The 21,412-nt window shown below is 58.9% G+C and carries 21 protein-coding genes; 13 read left to right on the top strand and 8 right to left on the bottom strand.

The window, feature by feature from the left end; genetic code table 11:
- Window positions 1-302: 302 nt before the first annotated feature.
- Window positions 303-1,799 (top strand): NAD(P)H-hydrate dehydratase, encoded by a 1,497-nt coding sequence (locus JZX87_RS11595; RefSeq protein WP_206825629.1) that lies wholly within the window; start codon window positions 303-305, stop codon window positions 1,797-1,799.
- 98 nt (window positions 1,800-1,897) lie between these two features.
- Here JZX87_RS11595 and JZX87_RS11590 read toward each other — a convergent pair whose 3' ends face one another.
- Together JZX87_RS11590 and uvrA are read right to left on the bottom strand one after the other, a co-directional pair.
- Entirely contained in the window at window positions 1,898-2,701 is an 804-nt protein-coding gene (locus JZX87_RS11590; protein ID WP_206825628.1) for a DUF72 domain-containing protein, read from the bottom strand.
- Window positions 2,702-2,725: 24 nt separating this feature from the next.
- A complete protein-coding gene (gene uvrA / locus JZX87_RS11585) occupies window positions 2,726-5,647 on the bottom strand; it encodes an excinuclease ABC subunit UvrA (protein ID WP_206825627.1) in 2,922 nt (973 codons plus the stop codon).
- A 305-nt stretch (window positions 5,648-5,952) separates the two neighbouring features.
- On the opposite strand from uvrA, the gene JZX87_RS11580 reads away from it, so the two are divergent.
- Together JZX87_RS11580 and JZX87_RS11575 are read left to right on the top strand one after the other, a co-directional pair.
- Window positions 5,953-6,522 (top strand): single-stranded DNA-binding protein, encoded by a 570-nt coding sequence (locus JZX87_RS11580; protein WP_206825622.1) that lies wholly within the window; start codon window positions 5,953-5,955, stop codon window positions 6,520-6,522.
- Window positions 6,523-6,584: 62 nt separating this feature from the next.
- A complete protein-coding gene (locus tag JZX87_RS11575) occupies window positions 6,585-6,851 on the top strand; it encodes an RDD family protein (RefSeq protein ID WP_206825621.1) in 267 nt (88 codons plus the stop codon).
- 8 nt (window positions 6,852-6,859) lie between these two features.
- Here JZX87_RS11575 and JZX87_RS11570 read toward each other — a convergent pair whose 3' ends face one another.
- Together JZX87_RS11570 and JZX87_RS11565 are read right to left on the bottom strand one after the other, a co-directional pair.
- Window positions 6,860-8,020, bottom strand: coding sequence for an HPP family protein (locus JZX87_RS11570; protein WP_206825619.1), 1,161 nt, complete (start codon window positions 8,018-8,020; stop codon window positions 6,860-6,862).
- A gap of 106 nt (window positions 8,021-8,126) precedes the next feature.
- Window positions 8,127-8,756, bottom strand: a complete 630-nt coding sequence (locus JZX87_RS11565) for a MarC family protein (protein ID WP_183821674.1) — start codon at window positions 8,754-8,756, stop codon at window positions 8,127-8,129.
- A 225-nt stretch (window positions 8,757-8,981) separates the two neighbouring features.
- Between JZX87_RS11565 and gyrA the strand changes: the two genes are divergently transcribed.
- Window positions 8,982-11,819: a DNA gyrase subunit A gene (gene gyrA / locus JZX87_RS11560; RefSeq protein WP_206825618.1), complete on the top strand. Its 2,838-nt coding sequence runs from the start codon at window positions 8,982-8,984 to the stop codon at window positions 11,817-11,819.
- A gap of 304 nt (window positions 11,820-12,123) precedes the next feature.
- On the opposite strand, the gene JZX87_RS11555 is transcribed toward gyrA, so the two are convergent.
- Entirely contained in the window at window positions 12,124-12,300 is a 177-nt protein-coding gene (locus JZX87_RS11555; RefSeq protein WP_183822475.1) for a hypothetical protein, read from the bottom strand.
- Between the two features lie 413 nt (window positions 12,301-12,713).
- Between JZX87_RS11555 and coaD the strand changes: the two genes are divergently transcribed.
- From coaD to JZX87_RS11525, 6 genes are all read left to right on the top strand, one after another.
- Window positions 12,714-13,208 carry a pantetheine-phosphate adenylyltransferase gene (gene coaD / locus JZX87_RS11550; protein ID WP_206825617.1) on the top strand — a complete coding sequence of 165 codons (495 nt, stop codon included), beginning with the start codon at window positions 12,714-12,716 and terminating at the stop codon, window positions 13,206-13,208.
- Between the two features lie 25 nt (window positions 13,209-13,233).
- A complete protein-coding gene (locus tag JZX87_RS11545; RefSeq protein ID WP_206825609.1) occupies window positions 13,234-13,800 on the top strand; it encodes a peptidylprolyl isomerase in 567 nt (188 codons plus the stop codon).
- 60 nt (window positions 13,801-13,860) lie between these two features.
- Window positions 13,861-14,370, top strand: coding sequence for a peptidylprolyl isomerase (locus tag JZX87_RS11540; RefSeq protein ID WP_148144361.1), 510 nt, complete (start codon window positions 13,861-13,863; stop codon window positions 14,368-14,370).
- A gap of 85 nt (window positions 14,371-14,455) precedes the next feature.
- Window positions 14,456-15,538 (top strand): tRNA preQ1(34) S-adenosylmethionine ribosyltransferase-isomerase QueA, encoded by a 1,083-nt coding sequence (queA, locus tag JZX87_RS11535; RefSeq protein WP_206825607.1) that lies wholly within the window; start codon window positions 14,456-14,458, stop codon window positions 15,536-15,538.
- Complete coding sequence (gene tgt / locus JZX87_RS11530) at window positions 15,539-16,672, top strand: tRNA guanosine(34) transglycosylase Tgt (RefSeq protein ID WP_206825605.1); 1,134 nt, start codon at window positions 15,539-15,541, stop codon at window positions 16,670-16,672.
- 14 nt (window positions 16,673-16,686) lie between these two features.
- A complete protein-coding gene (locus tag JZX87_RS11525) occupies window positions 16,687-17,244 on the top strand; it encodes a regulatory protein RecX (protein ID WP_353654183.1) in 558 nt (185 codons plus the stop codon).
- 13 nt (window positions 17,245-17,257) lie between these two features.
- Here JZX87_RS11525 and JZX87_RS11520 read toward each other — a convergent pair whose 3' ends face one another.
- The gene (locus JZX87_RS11520; protein ID WP_206825603.1) at window positions 17,258-17,683 is read right to left on the bottom strand and encodes a DUF4864 domain-containing protein; all 426 of its coding nucleotides are present in this window, start codon (window positions 17,681-17,683) and stop codon (window positions 17,258-17,260) included.
- A gap of 197 nt (window positions 17,684-17,880) precedes the next feature.
- On the opposite strand from JZX87_RS11520, the gene JZX87_RS11515 reads away from it, so the two are divergent.
- The 3 genes from JZX87_RS11515 to JZX87_RS11505 all read left to right on the top strand — a co-directional run bounded on the left by JZX87_RS11515 (window position 17,881) and on the right by JZX87_RS11505 (window position 20,298).
- On the top strand, window positions 17,881-19,026 hold the full coding sequence (locus tag JZX87_RS11515; RefSeq protein ID WP_206825601.1) for an MFS transporter: 1,146 nt from the start codon (window positions 17,881-17,883) through the stop codon (window positions 19,024-19,026).
- A 148-nt stretch (window positions 19,027-19,174) separates the two neighbouring features.
- Window positions 19,175-19,759 carry a J domain-containing protein gene (locus JZX87_RS11510; protein WP_206825599.1) on the top strand — a complete coding sequence of 195 codons (585 nt, stop codon included), beginning with the start codon at window positions 19,175-19,177 and terminating at the stop codon, window positions 19,757-19,759.
- 47 nt (window positions 19,760-19,806) lie between these two features.
- The gene (locus JZX87_RS11505) at window positions 19,807-20,298 is read left to right on the top strand and encodes a GNAT family N-acetyltransferase (protein WP_206825597.1); all 492 of its coding nucleotides are present in this window, start codon (window positions 19,807-19,809) and stop codon (window positions 20,296-20,298) included.
- A gap of 156 nt (window positions 20,299-20,454) precedes the next feature.
- On the opposite strand, the gene JZX87_RS11500 is transcribed toward JZX87_RS11505, so the two are convergent.
- Window positions 20,455-20,994 (bottom strand): YidB family protein, encoded by a 540-nt coding sequence (locus tag JZX87_RS11500; protein ID WP_206825596.1) that lies wholly within the window; start codon window positions 20,992-20,994, stop codon window positions 20,455-20,457.
- Between the two features lie 182 nt (window positions 20,995-21,176).
- The coding region (locus tag JZX87_RS11495; RefSeq protein WP_206825595.1) for a hypothetical protein at window positions 21,177-21,412 on the bottom strand (236 nt) is incomplete at its 5' end.

The following is a 21,412-nucleotide window of genomic DNA, read 5'->3' as shown; positions in this document are numbered from 1 at the left end:
CCCACTCGGCCATGCCAATGCAGATATCGTGCCAAACTAATGTTGGACTTTCAAAAGGATATTCTCATTTTGCACGTATTCCTGTCCGTTTCCATGCCGGAAAGCCTCGCCAGCACTCCATTTTCACCGAGTCCGATGTGAAATGACGCCGCACCGGCTCGTTTCGTGACAGAAATGCGAAATCTCGAACGGATACAATCGAAATCGATTTGCACATTGAGTATGCAAATGAACTTTTATTGTTCATTTTGAGGTCGGCCAGTTTTGCTTGTATTTTATGCGGGTTTGAGATGAAGTACGGTATGGCCTACCTTCCATCGCATATTCTGCTGACGCCTGACGAAATGGCGCGCGCCGATCGCATGTCGGCGGAATCGGGGATTCCATCCTTCGGTCTCATGCGGCGTGCCGGTTACGCCGTTGCGGCAACTGCACTGTCTCATTTTCCCGCTGCGGTGCGTTTCGCCGTTCTCTGCGGACCGGGAAACAATGGGGGAGACGGCTATGTCGCCGCGCGACAGCTCGCGGATAGTGGCGCAGAGATATCGGTTCATGCTCTTGGAGATCCCGATGATCTGAAAGGAGATGCCGCGCTGGCTTTCCAGTTGTGGGGCGGCAGCGTCGCTCCGCTTCGCAAGTTCCAGCCGCAGCCCGGTGATGTCGTTATCGATGCGCTTTTCGGCGCAGGCTTATCGCGCAAGGTTTCAGACGAGATCGCGGGCGTGATTTCCTCGGTGGAGAGAGCCGGAGTGCCGGTGCTGGCGGTCGATCTGCCTTCGGGTGTCGATGGACGAAGCGGCAAGCCTCTCGGCGCCGCTTTCAAGTCGCATTGCACCATAACCTTCATGACGAGGAAGCCGGGCCATCTCCTGCTTCCCGGAAAGTCTCTCTGCGGAGACATCGAAGTTGCCGACATCGGCATTCCTCGGCGCATTATCGAGGCTGCCGGAGGCTCGATATCTGAAAACGGGCCGCCGATCTGGTCGGCGCATCTGCCGTTTGTCAGTGCTGATAGTCACAAATACCGGCGAGGGCACCTTGCTGTATTTTCGGGAGAGACGTCCAAAACAGGCGCCGCACGCTTGTCGGCAATCGCCGGCCTGAAGACCGGGGCGGGGCTGGTTACGCTAGCGTCACCTGAAGACGCGATGGCGGCCAATGCTGCGCAGCTTACGGCCGTGATGTTGAAAAAGGTCGATACCCACGCAGAATTGAGCAATTGGCTGGAGAGCGCCAAACTGTCGGCCTTTGTTCTTGGTCCCGGCTTTGGCGTCGGCAGCCGCGCCCGCGACTTCGTGCTGGCGTTGAAAGCCAACCCGCTCGTGCTGGATGCAGACGGCATAACCTCGTTCAGGGATGATCCTGCCATCTTGTTCGATGCTTTTGAGGATGGCGAGATACACCTGGTTTTGACCCCGCATGAGGGGGAGTTCGGTCGCCTGTTTCCCGATATCGCTGCCGACGAGACATTGAGTAAGCCGGATAAGGCGTTGAAAGCGGCGCGGCGTGCCCATGCGGCAATCGTCTATAAGGGGGCGGACACGGTTATCGCTTTGCCTGACGGTCGCGTTGCGATCAACACCAACGGCCCGCCATGGCTTGCCACCGCGGGATCCGGCGATGTTTTGGCTGGCATGATCGGCGCTTTTCTGGCGCAGGGCCTGCCGGCTTTCGAGGCGGCTGCCGCAGGTGTCTATCTGCACGGTGAGGCTGCCGGACTGGCCGGACCCTATATGACAGCCGAGGATCTTGCCGGACAAGCAGGCCACGCCATGGCCAACCTTGTGGCCCGTTTTTAGAGCGTTTCCGCCTTTCTTTGAAACGCGAAACCGCTCTATCTACTTCTTTCAACGCAATTCTGGACGCAGAACCGGTTCCCACCTTTGCTGGATTTGCATTAGCCGATCAGCGCCTGCATGGCCATCGCACCCTGCGGAGCATTCACCTTGCCTTCGTGGATGAAGAAGGCGAACACGTCACGCGGTTCTCTTTTCACCGTCCGTTTTTCATCGACCAGCGGCAAGCTGTTCGGCACGCCACCTTCGGCCCAGGTGGTGAGCCTCTTTGCCCATTCTTTCATGTCTCCATCGGCATAACAGGTCGGAATATCGTCCGAGCCCTTCTGCAAGCGCGCATAAACGAAATCGGCAGTGACATCGGCGATCATCGGATAGTCGAAATGCTCGGCGCAGACCGGTGCAATATTGTAGTTTTCCAAAAGCGCCACGAATTCCGGCACCTTGAAGCTATCGTGGCGAACCTCGACGACATGGCGCAGTGGCAGGCCCTCCAGCTTTTCCGGCAGCAGCTTCAAAAACGCCTCGAAATCTTCAGGCTCGAATTTTTTGGTCGGCGCGAATTGCCAGAGCAGGGGGCCGAGATGGTCTCCCAGCTCAACCAGTCCCTGCGTCAGGAATTTCTCGATAGACTCGCCAGCATCCGCCAGAACCTTGCGGTTTGTGGTGAAGCGGCTGGCCTTGAGCGAGAATATAAAGCCGTCCGGCACTTCCGAAGCCCATTTGGCAAAGGTCTCAGGTTTTTGCGAACCGTAATAGGTGCCGTTGACCTCGATCACCGAGAGCTTGCTCGCGGCATATTCCAGCTGCCGTTTCTTAGCGAGCTTTTCGGGGTAGAATGTGCCCTCCCAAGGCTCGAAGGTCCAGCCGCCGATACCGCTGCGGATCGTACCACTCTTGCTCATCTTCCCTCCTGATGGCTTCCTGCGTTACTCTGCAGCCTCGACCTTTTTCGCCGGGCGCCGTTCCAAAAGCTCTTTGAGGAAATGACCGGTATAGGACCGCTTCTCCTTGACGATCTGTTCTGGCGTACCCTGTGCGACGATCTCACCGCCGCCGGTGCCGCCCTCGGGACCGATGTCGATGATCCAGTCGGCCGTCTTGATGACTTCGAGATTGTGCTCGATGACCACGACGGAATTCCCCTGGTTGACCAGTTCCTGCAGCATTTCCAGCAGTTTGGCGACATCATGGAAATGCAGGCCGGTGGTCGGTTCGTCGAGAATGTAGAGCGTGCGGCCGGTAGAGCGTTTCGACAGTTCCTTGGCGAGCTTGACGCGCTGCGCTTCACCACCCGACAGCGTGTTCGCTTGCTGGCCGACCTTAATATAGCCGAGGCCGACATCGAACAGCGCCTGCAGCTTGTCTCGCACAGCCGGGACTGCCGAGAAGAACTCGACCCCTTCCTCGACCGTCATGTCGAGCACGTCGGCAATCGACTTGCCCTTGAAATGCACGTCGAGCGTTTCGCGATTGTAGCGCTTGCCGTGACAGACATCGCAGGTGACGTAGACGTCCGGGAGGAAGTGCATCTCGATCTTGATGACACCGTCACCCTGGCAGGCTTCGCAGCGACCACCCTTGACGTTGAACGAGAAACGACCGGGCGCATAACCGCGTGCCTTCGCCTCCGGCAGGCCGGCGAACCAGTCACGGATCGGCGTGAAAGCGCCTGTATAGGTGGCCGGGTTGGAGCGCGGTGTGCGGCCGATCGGCGACTGGTCGATATCAATCACCTTGTCGATATGCTCGAACCCGTCGATGCGGTCGTGTTCCGCCGGGATTTCGCGCGCGCCCATCACACGGCGGGCAGCCGACTTGTAGAGGGTCTCGATCAGGAAGGTGGACTTGCCACCGCCCGACACGCCGGTAACCGCCGTGAAAACGCCGAGCGGCACCGATGCCGTGACATTCTTGAGATTGTTGCCGCGAGCCCCGACGACCTTGATCTCCTTGCCCTTCTTCGGCTTACGGCGCTCGGCCGGAACGGCGACGCCGAGTTCGCCCGACAGGTATTTACCGGTCAGTGACTTGGGGTTCGCCATGACTTGCTGCGGCGTACCTTCGGCGACCACAGTGCCGCCGTGGATGCCGGCGGCGGGGCCGATGTCGACGACATAATCGGCCGTCAGGATCGCATCCTCGTCGTGTTCAACGACGATAACCGTATTGCCGATATCACGCAGGTGCTTCAGCGTTTCGAGAAGCCGGGCATTGTCGCGCTGATGCAGGCCGATCGACGGTTCGTCGAGCACGTAAAGCACACCGGTCAGACCCGAGCCGATCTGCGAGGCAAGCCGGATGCGCTGGCTTTCACCGCCCGATAGCGTCCCTGAATTCCGCGACAGGCTGAGATAATCGAGCCCGACATCGTTCAAAAACTGCAGGCGTTCGCGGATCTCCTTGAGGATCCGCACCGCGATCTCGTTCTGCTTGGTGTTCAGGTGCTCGGGCAGCGCCGAAAACCAGTCGCGCGCAACCTTGATCGACATTTCCGTCGTTTCGCCGATATGCAGCTTGTTGATCTTCACCGCCAACGCTTCCGGCTTGAGCCGATAACCGGCGCAGGCCGGGCAGGGGGCCGCCGACATGTAACGCTCGATCTCTTCGCGCGCCCAGGCGCTGTCGGTCTCCTTCCAGCGACGCTCGAGGTTCGGCACAATGCCTTCGAAATTCTTGACCGTCTTGTAGGAACGGGCGCCGTCGACATAGTTGAACTCGATCTTCTCCTCGGTGCCTTTGAGGATCGCCGCCTGCGCGTCGCTGGAAAGATTGTCCCAGCGGTCGGACAGCTTGAAGCCGAATACCTTTCCGAGGCCTTCAAGCGTCTGATTATAATAGGGTGAAGAAGACTTGGCCCAAGGCGCGATCGCGCCATCACGCAACGTGCGCGCCGGCTCCGGAACGATGAGATTCTCGTCTACCTTCTGCTGTGAACCCAAGCCGTCGCATGTGGGGCAGGCGCCGAAAGGGTTGTTGAAGGAGAACAGTCGGGGTTCTATTTCCGGAATTGTGAAGCCGGAAACCGGGCAGGCGAACTTTTCCGAAAACAGCACGCGCTCATGGGTTTCGTTGAGCGATTTGTTGGCCGAACCGCCGGCAGCTGTTTCGTTTGCCGGCAGCGGCTTGTCGGCAAATTCTGCGACCGCGAGACCGTCGGCCAGCTTCAGCGAGGTTTCAAGACTGTCTGCCAGTCTTGCACCAATATCCGGCCGGACGACCAGACGGTCGACCACGACATCGATATCGTGCTTATATTTCTTGTCGAGGGTAGGCACATCGGCGATTTCATAGAACTGGCCGTCGACTTTCACGCGCTGAAAGCCCTTCTTCATCAGTTCTGCGAGTTCCTTCTTGTACTCGCCCTTGCGGCCGCGGATCAGCGGCGCGAGGATGTAAAGGCGCGTGCCTTCCTCGAAGTCAAGCACGCGGTCGACCATCTGGCTGACCGTCTGGCTTTCGATCGGCAGGCCAGTGGCGGGAGAATAGGGAACGCCGACGCGGGCAAAAAGCAGGCGCATATAGTCGTAGATTTCGGTGACCGTGCCGACCGTCGAGCGCGGGTTGCGCGAGGTCGTCTTCTGTTCGATCGAGATCGCCGGCGACAGGCCTTCGATCTGGTCGACATCCGGCTTCTGCATCATTTCCAGAAACTGGCGGGCATAGGCCGACAGGCTTTCGACATAACGGCGCTGGCCTTCCGCATAGATCGTGTCGAAGGCAAGCGAGGACTTGCCCGAGCCTGAAAGGCCGGTCATCACGATCAGCGAATTGCGGGGCAGGTCGAGATCGACGCCCTTCAGATTGTGCTCGCGCGCACCGCGAATGGAAATGGTCTTGAGTTCGCTCATCGTCATGCCTTTGGAGAGGCCCATCTGGGAGGATTTGAAGGCCCTTATGTAGTCATTGATCCGCGCCTGTCGAGGCGAAACTGCCGCAATCGGCTACGGTTCCGACTCCGTTGACAGGAGTATAGGAATAAAACAGAACAAATAAAGAACAAAATTTAGGCCGCTGACGGCCGCAAGTTCAGACTCGGCAATGTTGTAAACTGTGGATGAGGGGTAGGGGGGAGGTCGCGCCTTGCCCGGCCTATGGTCTATGGTGAACGGATTGGATTTAGGCCGCGGTGGCGGCAAAGTAAGGTGAGAAGATTATGGCAGGTAGCGTCAACAAGGTCATTCTGATCGGCAACGTGGGTGCAGATCCGGAAATCCGTCGGACCCAGGACGGCCGTCCGATCGCCAACCTTCGCATCGCGACGTCGGAAACTTGGCGCGATCGCAATTCCGGCGAGCGCAAGGAAAAGACCGAATGGCACACCGTCGTCGTCTTCAACGAAGGCCTGTGCAAGGTTGTCGAGCAGTATGTAAAGAAGGGTGCCAAGCTCTATATCGAAGGCGCGCTGCAGACCCGCAAGTGGCAGGACCAGAGCGGCAATGACCGTTATTCGACGGAAGTCGTGCTGCAGGGCTTCAATTCAACGCTGACCATGCTCGACGGTCGCGGCGAAGGCGGCGGTGATCGCGGCGGTCGCGGCGGTTCGAGCGACTTCGGCGGTGGCGGTGACGACTTCGGCGGCGGTTATGGTGGCGGCGGCAATGATTACGATCGCCCGCGCTCTGGCGGCCAGGGTGGCAATCAAGGTGGCGGGCAGGGCGGCCGTGGCGGCCAGTCCGGCGGCGGAAACTTCTCCCGCGATCTGGATGACGATATTCCGTTCTGATCAGAGGCGCCGCGAGGCGCCTCTTTCATGAGCGCTGCAATATAAAGGATCGAAGACTATAAATGAGCGACGCCGCCAATATCACCAGACAGCCCGCAACATGGCGGATCGTTCTCGCTGCCATCCTGGATTTCTTCACGATTTTCTGGGCTTCCGGATTTCTGGTGGCGTCGATTTTCGGAGGTCGCACGGATGGTGGTTTCGCACTTGACGGATGGCCGGCGCTTTTGTGTTTCGCGCTGATCGTCGCCTATTTTGTCGTCTTCAACAAATTCCTCGGTGGAACGATCTGGAAGCGGATCCTGAAGGCAAAGCGGACCGATCGCTAACGACGTCTCTATAGGCGACCGTCGCCTTTTGTCGCCGCCTCGAGCGTGGCTATCAATACGTCCGATTGCGAGAGAATGCCGGCCATTTTCCTGTTTTCCGCGACCACCGGCAGATAGTGCAGCCCCTGCTCCGCAAACATGATGATCGCATCGGAGAGTGACGCGTCAGGGCGGATCGTTTTGACGGGGGATGTCATGATGTCCTTAACCGTCCCATTGGCCGCCGAGGCGCCCTGTGCAATCAGCCGCAAACGGTGACGAAAACCGATTGTCGGATCTCCTTTTATCCAGTTGGGCTTGTCAAGAAAGTCGGTCTGGGTAACGATTCCGACGACTTCGGCTGCATCATTGGTGACTGGCAGTGCCTTCAGGTGACGGCTGCGCATGATGACGTGGGCATTGCGCAAGCTCTCATCCGGTGCCACCGCAACGACATCCCTGGACATGATTTCCTTGCAGGTCAGATCGCCTGCCCGGCGGCGATAGGAGCGCAGCTCGGTGCGTCTCAGGATGGATTCGAGATCATCCCGATCGATATCGAGAAATGCATCATAGTCCTTCAGCACCTCGTCCAGATCGTCCGAAGAGAAACCAATTCGCTGGATGGGCGCTGGATCCCTGGTTCGGTGATCGACTGGAGCAAGGCTTGCTCGATGCGGATATCTGCGGCCGGTGACATTGTTGTAAAGCAGCGCGACGGCAAGCAAAGCCAAAGAATTTCCAAGAACAGGCCATATGACGAAGGTGTAGCCGAGATCGTGGATTGAAGGCCCTCCGAGCACGGCGGTCAATGCGATTGCGCCGCTCGGCGGGTGAAGGCAGCGAAGCGTCATCATCAGTCCGATGGCGATGCCGATCGCCAGCGCCGCTGCAACGAATGGATCGGCAACCAGCAGGCTCACCGATACACCCGTGATAGCAGCCACCGTATTTCCACCAAGGATCGACCATGGTTGGGCGAGGGGACTGGCCGGGACGGCGAACAGCAATACGGCTGAAGCCCCCATCGGCGCAATGAGCGCGGGCAGGGCGGGGTCAAGGCCGACGGCGAGGCCAGCGACAAACCCGGTGATCAATATTCCCAAAAGCGCACCCGACGAGGCGCGTAGCCGCTCCGTTTTGCTGACTAGCTGAGTATCGGGCAGCATCCGGCGCAGCATGGACAACATCGATATTTCCTTCAGTCGGACAATTGCGTCGCCGGAATCTTTGGCGGCGCCTGCTTCTATCAGAAGCAACTGATTTGTCGTCTGTCAAAAGACCGATGTCGGCAGTTCACAGATTGAAGGCTGCGCGAACGCCATCCACCACGAATTGCACGGAGAGTGCGGCCAGCAACACACCGAGAAGTCGGGTCAGGATCGCGCGGCCGGTAACGCCGAGAATGCGGTCCAGCCGTTCGGCAAGCAGCAGCGTCACATAGAGAATAAGCATCATCAGTGCGATGACGGAGATCAGAAGCGCGCGGTCAAATGGGCTCGTGAACGTGCCGGCAAGCAGAACCGTGGCGGAAATCGCGCCGGGGCCGGCAATCAGCGGGATAGCCAGAGGAAATACGGCAAGGTCCCGGATATGGTCGATGGTGATGGCCGCCTGCGAGGTCTTTTCCTTGCGCTCCTGCCGCTTCTCGAAGACCATCTCAAAGGAAATCCAAAACAGCAGCATGCCGCCTGCTATGCGGAACGCTCCCATCGAGATGCCGAGCAGGCCGAGCACGCCGGCGCCGAACAGCGCGAACACGGTCAGGATGCCGAAGCCGATGATCGAGCCGCGCAGGGCCACCTGCTTGCGTTGTACAGCTGTCATGCCGACCGTAAGGCCAAGGAAGACCGGGGCGAGGCCGGGTGGGTCCAGCGTCACCAGCATTGTCGTCATTGCGTTGATCAGCGCATCGGCCGTCGCCATGTATAATTTCCCCGATAGGTCGAGTTCCTTGCGAACACGATGGATGATTGTTAGGACAGTCCCGGCTTAACGGGAAGTCAGGACCTTTGCCGCGCTTGCGGTGATGGACAAAGTCTTGCCTTGAATGGCGTCGAAAGCTGTTCAAAACCCTCGCGGAAATTGGCGCTCGTTACCTCTTTCCGTTATAAAAATGCAACTGATTCCGTACAGAGATCGTGATCCGATTTGACTGAGCAAAGCACACCCGGCGGCGGAAAGCTGCCCCCAGGCATCGAACCCATTTCCATCATGGAGGAGATGCAGCGCTCCTATCTCGATTACGCCATGAGCGTCATCGTCAGCCGCGCGCTTCCTGATGTTCGTGACGGCCTGAAGCCGGTCCATCGCCGCATTCTCTACGGGATGAACGAGCTGGGGCTCGACTGGAACAAGAAATACGTCAAGAGCGCCCGTGTCACCGGTGACGTGATGGGTAAATACCATCCGCACGGCGACTCGGCGATCTATGACGCTTTGGCCCGTATGGCGCAGGACTGGTCCTTGCGCATGCCGCTGATCGACGGTCAGGGCAATTTCGGCTCGATCGACGGCGATCCGCCGGCGGCCCAGCGCTACACCGAGTGCCGTCTGGAAAAGGTGGCGCATGCGCTACTCGACGACCTCGACAAGGAAACCGTCGATTTTCGCGACAACTACGACGGCACCATGTCGGAGCCGGTCGTGGTTCCGGCCAAATTCCCCAACCTGCTGGTCAATGGCGCAGGCGGCATCGCCGTCGGCATGGCCACCAATATCCCGCCGCACAATCTTTCGGAAGTCATCAACGGCTGTATCGCGCTGATTGATAATCCGGCGATCGAGCTGCCCGAGATGATGGAAATCATCCCCGGTCCGGATTTTCCGACCGGCGCAATGATTCTCGGCAAGAACGGTATTCGGTCGGCTTATGAGACGGGTCGCGGCTCGGTCATGATGCGTGGCCTTGCCACGATCGAGCCGATGCGCGGCGACCGCGAGCAGATCATCATTACCGAAGTTCCCTATCAGGTGAACAAGGCTACGATGATCGAAAAGATGGCCGAACTGGTCAAGGACAAGCGCATCGAGGGCATTTCCGACCTGCGCGACGAGTCTGACCGCCAGGGCTACCGCGTCGTCATCGAGTTGAAGCGTGACGCAAACGCTGACGTCATCCTCAACCAGCTTTACCGCTACACGCCGCTGCAGACCTCTTTCGGCTGCAACATGGTGGCGCTGAACGGCGGCAAGCCTGAACAGCTGACGCTGCTCGACATGCTGCGCGCCTTCGTGTCCTTCCGTGAGGAAGTCGTCAGCCGCCGCACGAAATACCTGCTGCGCAAGGCCCGCGAACGCGCCCACGTCTTGGTCGGTCTCGCCATCGCCGTCGCCAATATCGACGAAGTCATCCAGCTGATCCGTCGTGCACCCGATCCGGCAACGGCCCGTGAGCAGTTGATGACCCGCCGCTGGCCGGCACATGACGTGGAATCGCTGATCCGCCTGATCGACGATCCGCGCCACAGGATCAACGAGGACGCGACCTACAATCTTTCCGAAGAGCAGGCGCGTGCCATCCTCGAACTGCGTCTTGCCCGTCTGACGGCTCTCGGCCGCGATGAAATCGCCGACGAGTTGAACAAGATCGGCGCCGAGATTTCCGATTATCTCGACATCCTGTCGTCGCGCATCCGCATTCAGACCATCGTCAAGGATGAGCTCGCAGCCGTCCGTGATGAATTCGGCACGCCGCGCCGCACCCAGATCATGGATGCCGGCCTCGACATGGACGATGAAGACCTCATCGCCCGCGAAGACATGGTCGTCACGGTATCGCACCTTGGCTATATCAAGCGCGTGCCGCTTGCGACCTATCGCGCCCAACGTCGTGGCGGCAAGGGCCGCTCCGGCATGGCGACGCGTGACGAGGATTTCGTCTCGCGCCTGTTCGTGGTCAACACCCATACGCCGGTTCTGTTCTTCTCTTCGCGTGGCATCGTCTACAAGGAAAAGGTCTACCGCCTGCCGGTCGGCACGCCGCAATCGCGCGGCAAGGCGCTGATCAACATGCTGCCGCTGGAACCCGGCGAACGCATCACCACCATCATGCCGCTGCCCGAGGATGAGAATTCCTGGGAAAACCTCGACGTCATGTTCGCGACAACGCGCGGTACGGTTCGCCGTAACAAGCTGTCCGATTTCGTTCAGGTCAACCGCAACGGCAAGATCGCCATGAAGCTCGAGGAAGAGGGTGACGAAATCCTCTCCGTAGAGACCTGCACGGCGCCAAACCATGATCTGGCCATTCCGGGTGATGACGTGCTTCTGACGACGGCACTTGGTCAGGCAATCCGCTTCCCTGTCGATGAGGTGCGCGTGTTCGCCGGCCGCAACTCGATCGGTGTTCGCGGTATCAACCTGGCCGATGGCGACCGCATCATCTCGATGACCATCGTCAATCATGTCGATGCCGAGCCGTGGGAGCGTGCTGCCTATCTGAAGCGCTCCGCCGCAGAACGTCGCGCTGCGGGTGTCGACGAGGAGGATATTGCTCTGGTCGGTGAGGAAGTCACCGAAGAGGGACAGCTCTCCGATGAACGTTACGAATACCTGAAGTCCCGCGAACAGTTCGTTCTGACCGTGTCGGAAAAGGGTTATGGCAAGCGTTCATCCTCTTACGACTTCCGGACCTCGGGCCGTGGCGGCAAGGGTATCCGCGCCACCGACACATCCAAGACCGCGGAAATCGGCGAACAGGTTGCGGCCTTCCCGATCGACGAAGCAGACCAGATCATGCTCGTTTCCGATGGCGGTGTTCTGATCCGCGTTCCGGTAAACGGCATTCGTATCGCCAGCCGCGCGACAAAGGGCGTCACGATCTTCTCTACCGCCAAGGATGAGAAGGTGGTTTCCGTCGAGCGTATCAGCGAGCCGGAAGGTGACGAGGAAAATGGCGTCGAGGGCGAAGAGGAAAACGGCATCGATGCCGCAGGCACCGCTTCCGCCGAAAATCCGGCGCCGGAAGGTGATGATAGCGGCGCGTGATGCGCGCCGTTTGATCCCAACTTGAAGTCAGATACGAAAAAAGCCGGAGAACATGTTCTCCGGCTTTTGAATTTTGACTGTCTGACACTCTGTGGTGACTTTTGAGCTATGCAGCGCCTGAGGTGAGGTTTCAATCAAACGGCGCTGTGTCTGCGAGCGAAATCCTCAATATCTCCGCGCGGGCGGTGAAGCGCGGAAACCATCAGAGTCACTGACGCGACACACAGACTGCTGATCAGAACTGCAAGAATTGCCAGAGTCTCGAACATGACCTGCCTCCGAGGGTCAGGCCAGTTCGGCCTGATTAATAGTAGGAAACGTCCTGATAACGACCGGACATCTGCGAGTAGTTCATTTCCGACGGATCGGACTTGTTCTGGTAAAGGGTTACCGTCGCGGTCAGCATGACTGCGATCATGGACGTCCAGACGACATTGATCATGGTGACCTTGTCGAGCGCCATCGGGTTCCGCTTAAACATATCCACATTCCTTCTTAATTGGCCCGGCGCATCAAGCACACACGGGTTCCACCGCATCTTGAGAGAAACTTAACTGAACGCCTCTGAAGCTTGCCTGAAAGGGTTGTTCATCTGGCGTTCATCTTTTGCATTTGTCAGGCGTCGTTCTGTTCCAGGGCGAAAAGGGCGCCTTCGATGAGAAACGCAGCAAGAACAGCACCAAGAACGACCATAACCAGCATTTTTCTCTCCATGATCGGGCAGGAAGCCCTGCCGCTGATGTGGAGTAAAACAAACTGCCGCTGAAACGACCTTGAATGGCCCGTTCATCTTGCATTCACGGCATCGATAGCCTCTGACCCTTGCAGACGAGGGGGCGACGTGACAAAAGGCCGGGGAATCTTAATCGGCAAAGTCAGGGGCTGGGCCTAGGCATGACGACCGCTTTCTATCCCGGATCCTTCGATCCGATGACGAACGGGCATCTGGATGTTCTGGTTCAGGCACTGCAGGTCGCCGACCGCGTCATCGTCGCGATCGGCGTTCATCCCGGCAAGACACCGCTGTTTTCCTTCGAGGAACGGGCAGAACTGATCCGTGCGTCGCTCAAGGAAGCGCTGCCGGAAAAGGCTGCCAATATAGATGTCGTCTCCTTCGATCGACTCGTTGTCGATGCCGCTCGCGCCAATGGTGCTAAGCTACTGATCCGCGGCGTGCGTGACGGGACGGATCTGGACTACGAAATGCAGATGGCCGGCATGAACCGCCAGATGGCGCCTGACGTGCAGACTGTCTTCCTGCCGGCAGGCACCGCGTCGCGGCCCATAACCGCCACATTGGTCCGTCAGATCGCGGCCATGGGCGGCGATGTGGCACCTTTTGTACCGCCAACCGTGCTCGCGGCCTTGAAATCGAGATTTGCGCGCTGATTTGTTCAGAAACACGGAGTTTCCAATGAAATTGCTTCACTCTGCCTTTGCCGGTCTGGTCGCCTTCGCATCCATGGCGGGTGCCGCCTATGCTGACGATCTCCTGACTATCCAGTTGAAGGACGGTCCGGTCGTCATCAAGCTTGCGCCGGAAGTTGCGCCGAAGCACGTTGCCCAGATCGAAGCGCTCGCCTCCAAGGGCGAGTACGACAACGTTGTCTTCCACCGCGTCATCGATGGCTTCATGGCCCAGACGGGCGATGTCGAATTCGGCAAGCAGGGCGGTGCGAAGTTCAACCCCAAGCGTGCCGGCATGGGCGGCTCCGAGATGCCGGATATCCCGGCGGAATTTTCGAAGGTCCCGTTCAAGCGCGGCACCGTCGGTATGGCGCGGTCTCAGAGCCCGAACTCGGCCAATTCGCAGTTCTTCATCATGTTTGACGAAGGTGCTTTCCTGAACGGCCAGTATACGGTCGTCGGTCAAGTTCAGTCGGGCATGGAATTCGTCGACAAGATCAAGCGCGGCGAGGGCGGCAATGGCGAAGTCAGCAACCCCGACAAGATGATCAAGGTCACGGTCACCAAGAAGTAACGGCACAAAGCCGCGATTTTCCACTAGAAGAAAGCCCGAGAGGCAAGCAAGGAGATACACATGGCGGAGATCAAGGATCCCGAAAACACCCTCATCATGGAAACCACCAAGGGCAAGGTCGTGATCTCGCTTCTGCCGGACCTCGCTCCGGGCCACGTTGCCCGCATTAAGGAGCTGGCCCGCGAAGAGGCCTATGATGGCGTTGTTTTCCACCGCGTCATCCCGGACTTCATGGCACAGACCGGTGACGTCAAGTTCGGCAAGAAGGGCGGCGAAAGCTTCAACCCGTCGCGCGCCGGCATGGGCGGTTCCGAAAAGCCGGATCTTCAGGCTGAATTCTCGGCCGTCCCGCACGTTCGCGGCACCTGCTCCATGGCCCGTTCGCAGAACCCGAACTCTGCCAACTCGCAGTTCTTCATCTGCTTCACCGACGCTCCCTGGCTGAACAAGCAGTATTCTGTCTGGGGTCAGGTCATCGAAGGCATGGACATCATCGACCAGATCAAGAAGGGCGAGCCGGTACAGGATCCGGATTCGATCGTCTCGGTCCGCGTCGCAGCCGACGTCTAAGTCGAGCTTTCGCCTTTGGCCCGCTCCGTTCCTCTAAAGGACGGGGCGGGCTTACGCATTTCAAGAACAGGCCCGAAACTACACCATGCGTGTCGAACTTTTCGATTTCGATCTGCCGGAAGAAAACATCGCTCTGCGGCCCGCAAACCCGCGTGACAGCGCGCGTTTTCTTGTCGTGCGTCCGGATGCCGACCTGGTTCTCGCGGATCACCGCGTTTCCGAACTGGCGGACTTCTTGGAACCCGGCGATGCGCTGGTGTTCAACGATACCAAGGTCATTCCGGCGCAGCTCGAGGGTATCAGGCACCGCGAAGGTGCGGGCGGCCAGCAGGTTTCGGCAACGCTGCATATGCGCAGCGAGCCCGATGTCTGGAAGGCATTCGCCAAGCCCGGCAAGCGCATCAAGATCGGCGATCGCATCGAATTTGGTCACTCGGCGGAGACATGTCAGCTCGGCTCGTTGATGGCGACGGTGGAAGAGAAAGGCGAGGGTGGCGAAGTCACCCTGCGCTTCGATCTTTCAGGACCGGCGCTCGACGAGGCGATCATGTCCGTCGGCCATATCCCGCTGCCGCCCTATATCGCCGCCAAGCGTGCGGAAGATGCAAAGGATCGGCAGGATTACCAGACCATCTATGCTCGCGAGGACGGAGCCGTTGCGGCCCCCACCGCCGGCCTGCATTTCACGCCTGATCTTTTTGCAAAACTTGATGCCGCAGGCATCGAACGGCATTTCGTTACACTGCATGTCGGCGCCGGCACGTTTCTACCCATGAAGGTGGATGATACGGTCGACCACAAGATGCATCAGGAAATCGGGTATGTGAGCGCCGAAACTGCTGCAAAGCTGAACGCCGTGAAGGCGAGGGGCGGGCGCATCATCTGTGTCGGCACGACCTCGCTGCGGCTGATCGAAAGCGCTGCCGTCGATGGCGGCACGATCGAGCCGTGGAACGGCCCGACCGGCATCTTCATCACACCCGGCTACCGCTTCAAGGCGGTGGACATGCTGATGACCAATTTCCACCTGCCGAAATCCACCCTGTTCATGCTCGTCTCGGCCTTTTGCGGCCTGGAGACGATGCAGGACGCCTATGCCCATGCCATCAAGACAGGCTATCGCTTTTATTCCTACGGCGATTCCAGCCTGCTATTTCGGAAAGACTAGATGAGCACCGAGAATTTCCAGTTCACCCTGAAGAAGACCGACGCCGGCGCGCGCCTTGGCGAAGTCTCCATGCCGCGCGGCACGATCCGTACTCCCGCCTTCATGCCGGTCGGCACCGTTGGCACGGTCAAGGCGATGTATCTCGACCAGGTCAAGGACACCGGCGCCGATATCATCCTCGGCAATACCTATCACCTGATGTTGCGTCCCGGTGCTGAACGCGTCGCGCGCCTCGGTGGCCTGCACAAGCTGATCCGCTGGGATGGTCCGATCCTGACGGATAGCGGCGGCTTCCAGGTCATGTCCTTGTCCGGCCTGCGCAAGCTCGACGAGAAGGGCGTCACCTTCAAGAGCCATGTCGATGGTTCGCTGCACCATATGTCGCCGGAACGCTCTATCGAGATCCAGGGGCTTCTTGGCTCCGATATCCAGATGCAGCTCGACGAATGCGTGGCACTGCCCGCCGAGCCGAAGGAGATCGAGCGCGCGATGGAACTGTCGCTGCGTTGGGCCGAGCGCTGCCGGGTCGCTTTCGGTGACCAGCCGGGCAAGGCTATGTTCGGCATCGTCCAGGGCGGCGATCAGCCTGCTCTGCGCATTCGTTCCGCCGAAGGCCTGAAGCAACTAGACCTCAAGGGTTATGCGGTCGGTGGTCTTGCTGTTGGCGAGCCGCAGAACGTCATGCTTGCGATGTTGGAAACGACGCTTCCCGTTCTGCCGACGGAAAAGCCGCGTTATCTCATGGGCGTCGGCACGCCGGACGATATTCTGAAATCAGTCGCCCGCGGTATAGACATGTTCGATTGCGTCATGCCGACCCGCTCCGGCCGACATGGCTTGGCGTTCACCCGCCGCGGCCGCGTCAACATCCGCAATGCCCGCCATGCCGAAGACATGCGCCCGCTTGACGAAGAGTCCAACTGCCCGGCCGCACGTGATTATTCCCGCGCCTATCTGCATCACCTTATTCGCTCCGACGAGGCGCTGGGCGGCATGCTGCTCTCCTGGAACAACCTGAACTACTATCAGGACCTGATGAAGGGCATCCGCCAGTCGATCGAGGAAGGTCGGTTCGCCGACTTCTACGCCGAAACCCAGGAAAACTGGGCCAAGGGCGATATCGCCCCACTCTAAGGAGTTTTGTCGGCGTGAGCGGAGAGAGCGAGCAGGATCAGGTAATCGTTGTCACGCCACGCATGCTGGCTTGGGCGCGCAATTCCGCCATCTATCGGCTGTCGCGCAGGATGATGTCCGAACGCGAGCTGGCCGACGCCATCAAGCGAAAGGCCAGGCAGAAGTTCGAGGATATTTCCGACGAAGACCTGCAGATCTTGGCTGCGGCCGCGCTCGAATGCGGCCGCACTCTCGGCTGCCTCGATGATGTGAACTATGCCGAGACCAAGGTTCGTTCGGGCGTGCGGACGGGGCGCTCACGGCGCATGCTGCAACGAAAGCTGCAGGAAAGGGGGATCGCCTCTGAAACCGCTGCGGCTGCCCTTGAGGATGTCGACGACCTGCAGGCCGCTCTCGCCTACGCACGCCGCCGCGGCTACGGGCCTTATCGGCGCGAGGCTGCCGATGAGAAGCGCGTCATCAAGGAGCTATCCTCATTCGCCCGCAACGGCTTCGGTTCAGATGTCGCCCGCCGCGTCATCGGTTTGACGCGCGACGACGCGGACGAGATGATGTCGGCCGCGCCGCTTTAGCAACGGTTTCTCGTCAGATGCCGGTGCTCGTTGAGTTCTTCATCATCCTGACGCCATTCACCTTGTAGCTGCCGTCGTCCATCAGCCGCATTTCGTAGATCGCGGTCCAGTCCTTGCCGCCCGGCCCGGTGATCATCACCTCCTGAAACACCATCTCGCCGCCGCCGACCAGTTTAGAGCGGCCGAACGCATAGTTTCCGGCGTGATAGACTGCCTCGTAATTTTTCTGCACCATAGTCAGGAATGCATTCTCGTCGGGATACATCATCCGGATATCGGGGGAGGCGTATGAATAAGCCTTCTCGGCATCGTCCCGCATCAGCGCCCTTATTTGTTCCGAAATCACCGATTGGGCCTGCAAGGCAGGGTCCTCGGCATAAACGACAGGAGGAGCGACAAGCACCAGAGTAGCAACCAGCGAAGCAAAGCGAGCGACCATCAGACGTTCTCCAGCAAGAAGATTGATGGTAGCGCGTTTCTGACCGCTGAAAAGATGGGCATGCGAATTTTATCGGTAGATCGCGCACCGTTGAACCTGTGTTCTTTCCAATGCAGGGCAGGGTCCTGTCATACGCGCTTGTTGTTCCCGTGACCTTTTGCGACGAATGCCCTGCCTGATTCGATCGGATACCCTTTATGACCTTGCTGCCCCCGGCTTTGCTCTATTTCAGCAATGCCATCCTCTTCATTTCACTGTTCACCCGCCTGCCTTCCATCCAGGAAACCCTTCAAGTCGACAAGGCGGTGCTCGGCCTCGCGCTGCTCAGCGCTCCCGTCGGAACCTTTCTTGCTCTGCCGATCGCCGGACGCATCACCGATCGCCTGACGCCGCGCGTGACCGCGGTCACCATGCTGCCGATCGTGGCGCTCTTGAGCCCGCTGCTGACGATCTTTCCGCTGCCGGGTTTCATCTTCTGTTTCTTTCTTTTCGGATTTTTCCGTACCATTTTCGACGTCGCGGCGAACATGATTTCCGCCGGCATCGAGGCGCGCAAAGGCGTCAAGGTTCTGGCGCGCAGCCATGGTTTCTGGTCGGTCGGTCTTCTGGTCGGCTCGCTTGCATCCGGCTTTCTGGCGGAGGAGGGCATTTCCCCGACAATCCAGCAGAGCATGGCGGCTGCGCTTGTTCTTCTTGCCTGTCTCACGGTCTTCCTGTTGACGCCTGCCGATCCACCGGCCGTACCAGTGAAAAAGCGCCGCTCGGCTTACGTCCTGCCCGACCGAACCATCCTTCTGATCTGCGTCATGGTCTTCGGTCTCTGCATCGTCGAGGGCGCGATCTATGACTGGGGCATCTTCTTCCTGCGCGAGGAACTGCGCGTCGATCCGGCGCTCGCCGGCACGCTCTACGCTGCCTTCACGATAGGGATGGGCGCAACCCGAATGATGGGCGACATGCTGCGCGACCGTTTCGGCGCACTGGCACTGATCCGCATGTCGGCGGTGACTGTCGCCGTCGGCGTCGTGCTGCTGGTCTCGTCTGCCTCCTACATGTATGCCGGCGTTGCACTTTTCCTGATCGGCTGTGGTATCGCTCTGGCATTCCCGCTGGCGGTTGCCACGACGATCGCGCTCGGCAAGGGCCAGCCATCGGAAAACCTCGCGGCTCTCGCGCTGACCTTGATGCTGTCCACCATCGGTATTCCGCCACTTCTTGGCTTCATTGCCGAGCATGTGAGCCTCACGGCCACCTTCCTCGTGCTACTGCCCTGTGTTTTCATCAGTTTCCTGATGGCGCCGGTGGCTGAGGGTAAACGCCCGTTTCGCTTCAGAAAACAATAACTGTGGGCAAGACCGGGCAGGGCAGGCGCCCGCCCATAATTGGCCATAAGAATGGGTAAGGGGTTGAGCGGTCGGGGCTTAACGCTTACGACTAGAGCAATTCCAGCAATTGCTCCAAGCATGACATGCCGAAGACAGGTGACGCTCCTTGATCGACCCCTATGACATTCTGGGCCTTTCGCGAGACGCAGATAACGCGGCGGTAAAATCCGCCTACAGGAAGCGTGTGAAAACGGCTCATCCGGACGCAGGTGGCGACCAGGAGGCTTTCGGCGACCTGAAGCGGGCTTATGAACTGCTGCTCGATCCCGTGCGCCGCAAGGTTTTCGACGATACCGGCTATGATCCGGAACTGGCGGATACCAGAGACCTTCAGGGGCTCGTCATTCTGGAAACGCTCGTCAACGAGATGATCCTCGACGAGCGCGAGCCTGGTTCATTCGATCCCGTCGCCTCCATGCGCCGCAAGTTGACCGACCGGATCGTCAGCGCACGGTTCCATATCCTGGAAATGGAACGGCATCGCGCCCGCATCCGCAATCATATGGACCGGATGGGCCGCAAGCCCGGAACCGACGTGCTGGGGCGCATGCTGAAGGCGCGTTGCGAGACGATCGGCGAGGCGATTTCGAAGTCCGAAGTCGAGATCAAGACGATCGAACAGGCCTATGGCATGCTCGACGGTTATGCCTACGAGCTCGAAATTCCCAAGATCCAGGACGCCGCCGAATAAGTTCGGCAGCCTCATCCAGCTTTTAAACTGAATTCCGGAGACGATTGATGTCACTCTCTATTCGCCCCGCCACGCGTGGTGATGCCGCAACCCTGCTTGGCTTCATTCGCGAACTTGCGATCTATGAAAAAGCCGAGCACGAAGTGGCAGCCACCGTCGAGACGATCGAACAGTCGATCTTCGGTCCCCACTCGGTGACGCAGGCGCTGATCTGCGAAAAGGACGGGCAAGCGATCGGCATGGCGATCTGGTTCTTCAACTATTCCACCTGGCAAGCCCGCAACGGGTTGTATCTGGAGGACCTCTATGTGACGCCCAGCGCGCGAGGTTTTGGAGCCGGCAAGGCATTGCTGCAGCGACTGGCCCAGATTGCACTGGAAAATGGCTGCGGCCGTTTCGAATGGAGCGTACTCGACTGGAACGAACCGGCAATCAAGGTCTATGATGCCATCGGTGCCGAACCGCAGAATGAATGGATCCGCTACCGGCTCGCCGGAGATGCGCTGACCGCTCTCGCCAAAAAGCGGGCAGGGCCTTAAGCCTCTGCCTCACGCGATCCGAGGAGACATGCTCAAAAACACGACTTGCATCGCTTTTTCGAGTATGCCGCGGCTTTAATACAATTGTTTTTAACGGGAGATTTCGGCCGACATGACGTGATGTTGCAAGGCTCGCTCTCTCGCGGACGCAGGATTTCAGGCGTTCCTAAAATCCCCGTCGTCACGGGGCAGGTGGCCGCCCGGCGTCAGATCGTCGACCGCACGCGGCAGATCCTTGCTCAGGCGCGCGAGGATCTCTTCTCGCGAAAGGCCAGTCTTTGTCGAAAGCTCTTCGAGCACGTCGGGTCCGATTGCCTGTTCGAGTTGAACGTCGTCGATATCCTCGTTAGCGCCTGGATTTACCCAGGATTCGGCCTTTTCTCCAAGCCCGTTCTGCTGGAACGTCTTCAAGAGATCGCCCAGACCGCCGCTGAGAATCCCGCCGGACGCAAGTCCGCCAAGAAGGCCGCCCAAGCCGCCGAGCCCACCAGCACCGCTGCCGCCGGCTAACTTGCCGAACAGATCATCGAGTCCGGCCGTCTGAGGCTGTGGCGATCGACCATCCGGTTGCGCGATATTCGGATCTCCAGCCTGCGGGTTCTGTATTCCGCGCAGCATTTCCGCGATCTTGTCTCTGTTCTGATATCCAGCGACCGCAAGAACGCCGAGCAATGCTTTCAGCTGACCACTCACCATAGCTCTTTCCTCCATTTTGCGAGCCTCACGAGCGAGGCGCTGACGAGTTCAAAATCATCAGGTTTGAAACGCCGGTTTGCAACGAATTGGCATGCACGACTTAAACAAGCAGAGTTAGCCAATCCGAACATCAGTTCAGCAGAACAAAGGTCAAACTGGCCACTTGGTCATTTAGGACAGACTTATATATTTTCCATCGACTGGACGAAGTTTGTCTGAGTTCCCGAATTCATCGGGCAGGGCGAAGGCTGCGACAAACGAGTTAGGTTAAACGTAAAGTGCAACACGGAGAGAATGTCTTCGTCGCACTTCATCCTTGAACCCAGCCTAGCCACACACAATGTGGCGGCAAGGTTGAAATGTCCGACGATTTGCAAAATAGAAATGTCCAACTGATCGCCATACGGCACACCGACCA

The sequence above is a fragment of the Agrobacterium sp. Ap1 genome (genome assembly GCF_017313375.1).
In the GTDB taxonomy this organism is placed as follows: Bacteria; Pseudomonadota; Alphaproteobacteria; order Rhizobiales; family Rhizobiaceae; genus Neorhizobium; species Neorhizobium cellulosilyticum.
Note: the sequence above shows the minus strand (reverse complement) of the source record. Positions and strands in the feature narration are given on the sequence as shown.

What these genes read in the sequence shown, in the direction of transcription:
- JZX87_RS11595 (WP_206825629.1), top strand. Translation starts at nt 303, where the DNA reads ATGGCCTACCTTCCATCGCATATTCTGCTGACGCCTGACGAAATGGCG.
- JZX87_RS11590 (WP_206825628.1), bottom strand. Translation starts at nt 2,701, where the DNA reads ATGAGCAAGAGTGGTACGATCCGCAGCGGTATCGGCGGCTGGACCTTC.
- uvrA (WP_206825627.1), bottom strand. Translation starts at nt 5,647, where the DNA reads ATGAGCGAACTCAAGACCATTTCCATTCGCGGTGCGCGCGAGCACAAT.
- JZX87_RS11580 (WP_206825622.1), top strand. Translation starts at nt 5,953, where the DNA reads ATGGCAGGTAGCGTCAACAAGGTCATTCTGATCGGCAACGTGGGTGCA.
- JZX87_RS11575 (WP_206825621.1), top strand. Translation starts at nt 6,585, where the DNA reads ATGAGCGACGCCGCCAATATCACCAGACAGCCCGCAACATGGCGGATC.
- JZX87_RS11570 (WP_206825619.1), bottom strand. Translation starts at nt 8,020, where the DNA reads ATGTTGTCCATGCTGCGCCGGATGCTGCCCGATACTCAGCTAGTCAGC.
- JZX87_RS11565 (WP_183821674.1), bottom strand. Translation starts at nt 8,756, where the DNA reads ATGGCGACGGCCGATGCGCTGATCAACGCAATGACGACAATGCTGGTG.
- JZX87_RS11555 (WP_183822475.1), bottom strand. Translation starts at nt 12,300, where the DNA reads ATGTTTAAGCGGAACCCGATGGCGCTCGACAAGGTCACCATGATCAAT.
- coaD (WP_206825617.1), top strand. Translation starts at nt 12,714, where the DNA reads ATGACGACCGCTTTCTATCCCGGATCCTTCGATCCGATGACGAACGGG.
- JZX87_RS11545 (WP_206825609.1), top strand. Translation starts at nt 13,234, where the DNA reads ATGAAATTGCTTCACTCTGCCTTTGCCGGTCTGGTCGCCTTCGCATCC.
- JZX87_RS11540 (WP_148144361.1), top strand. Translation starts at nt 13,861, where the DNA reads ATGGCGGAGATCAAGGATCCCGAAAACACCCTCATCATGGAAACCACC.
- queA (WP_206825607.1), top strand. Translation starts at nt 14,456, where the DNA reads ATGCGTGTCGAACTTTTCGATTTCGATCTGCCGGAAGAAAACATCGCT.
- tgt (WP_206825605.1), top strand. Translation starts at nt 15,539, where the DNA reads ATGAGCACCGAGAATTTCCAGTTCACCCTGAAGAAGACCGACGCCGGC.
- JZX87_RS11520 (WP_206825603.1), bottom strand. Translation starts at nt 17,683, where the DNA reads ATGGTCGCTCGCTTTGCTTCGCTGGTTGCTACTCTGGTGCTTGTCGCT.
- JZX87_RS11515 (WP_206825601.1), top strand. Translation starts at nt 17,881, where the DNA reads ATGACCTTGCTGCCCCCGGCTTTGCTCTATTTCAGCAATGCCATCCTC.
- JZX87_RS11505 (WP_206825597.1), top strand. Translation starts at nt 19,807, where the DNA reads ATGTCACTCTCTATTCGCCCCGCCACGCGTGGTGATGCCGCAACCCTG.
- JZX87_RS11500 (WP_206825596.1), bottom strand. Translation starts at nt 20,994, where the DNA reads ATGGTGAGTGGTCAGCTGAAAGCATTGCTCGGCGTTCTTGCGGTCGCT.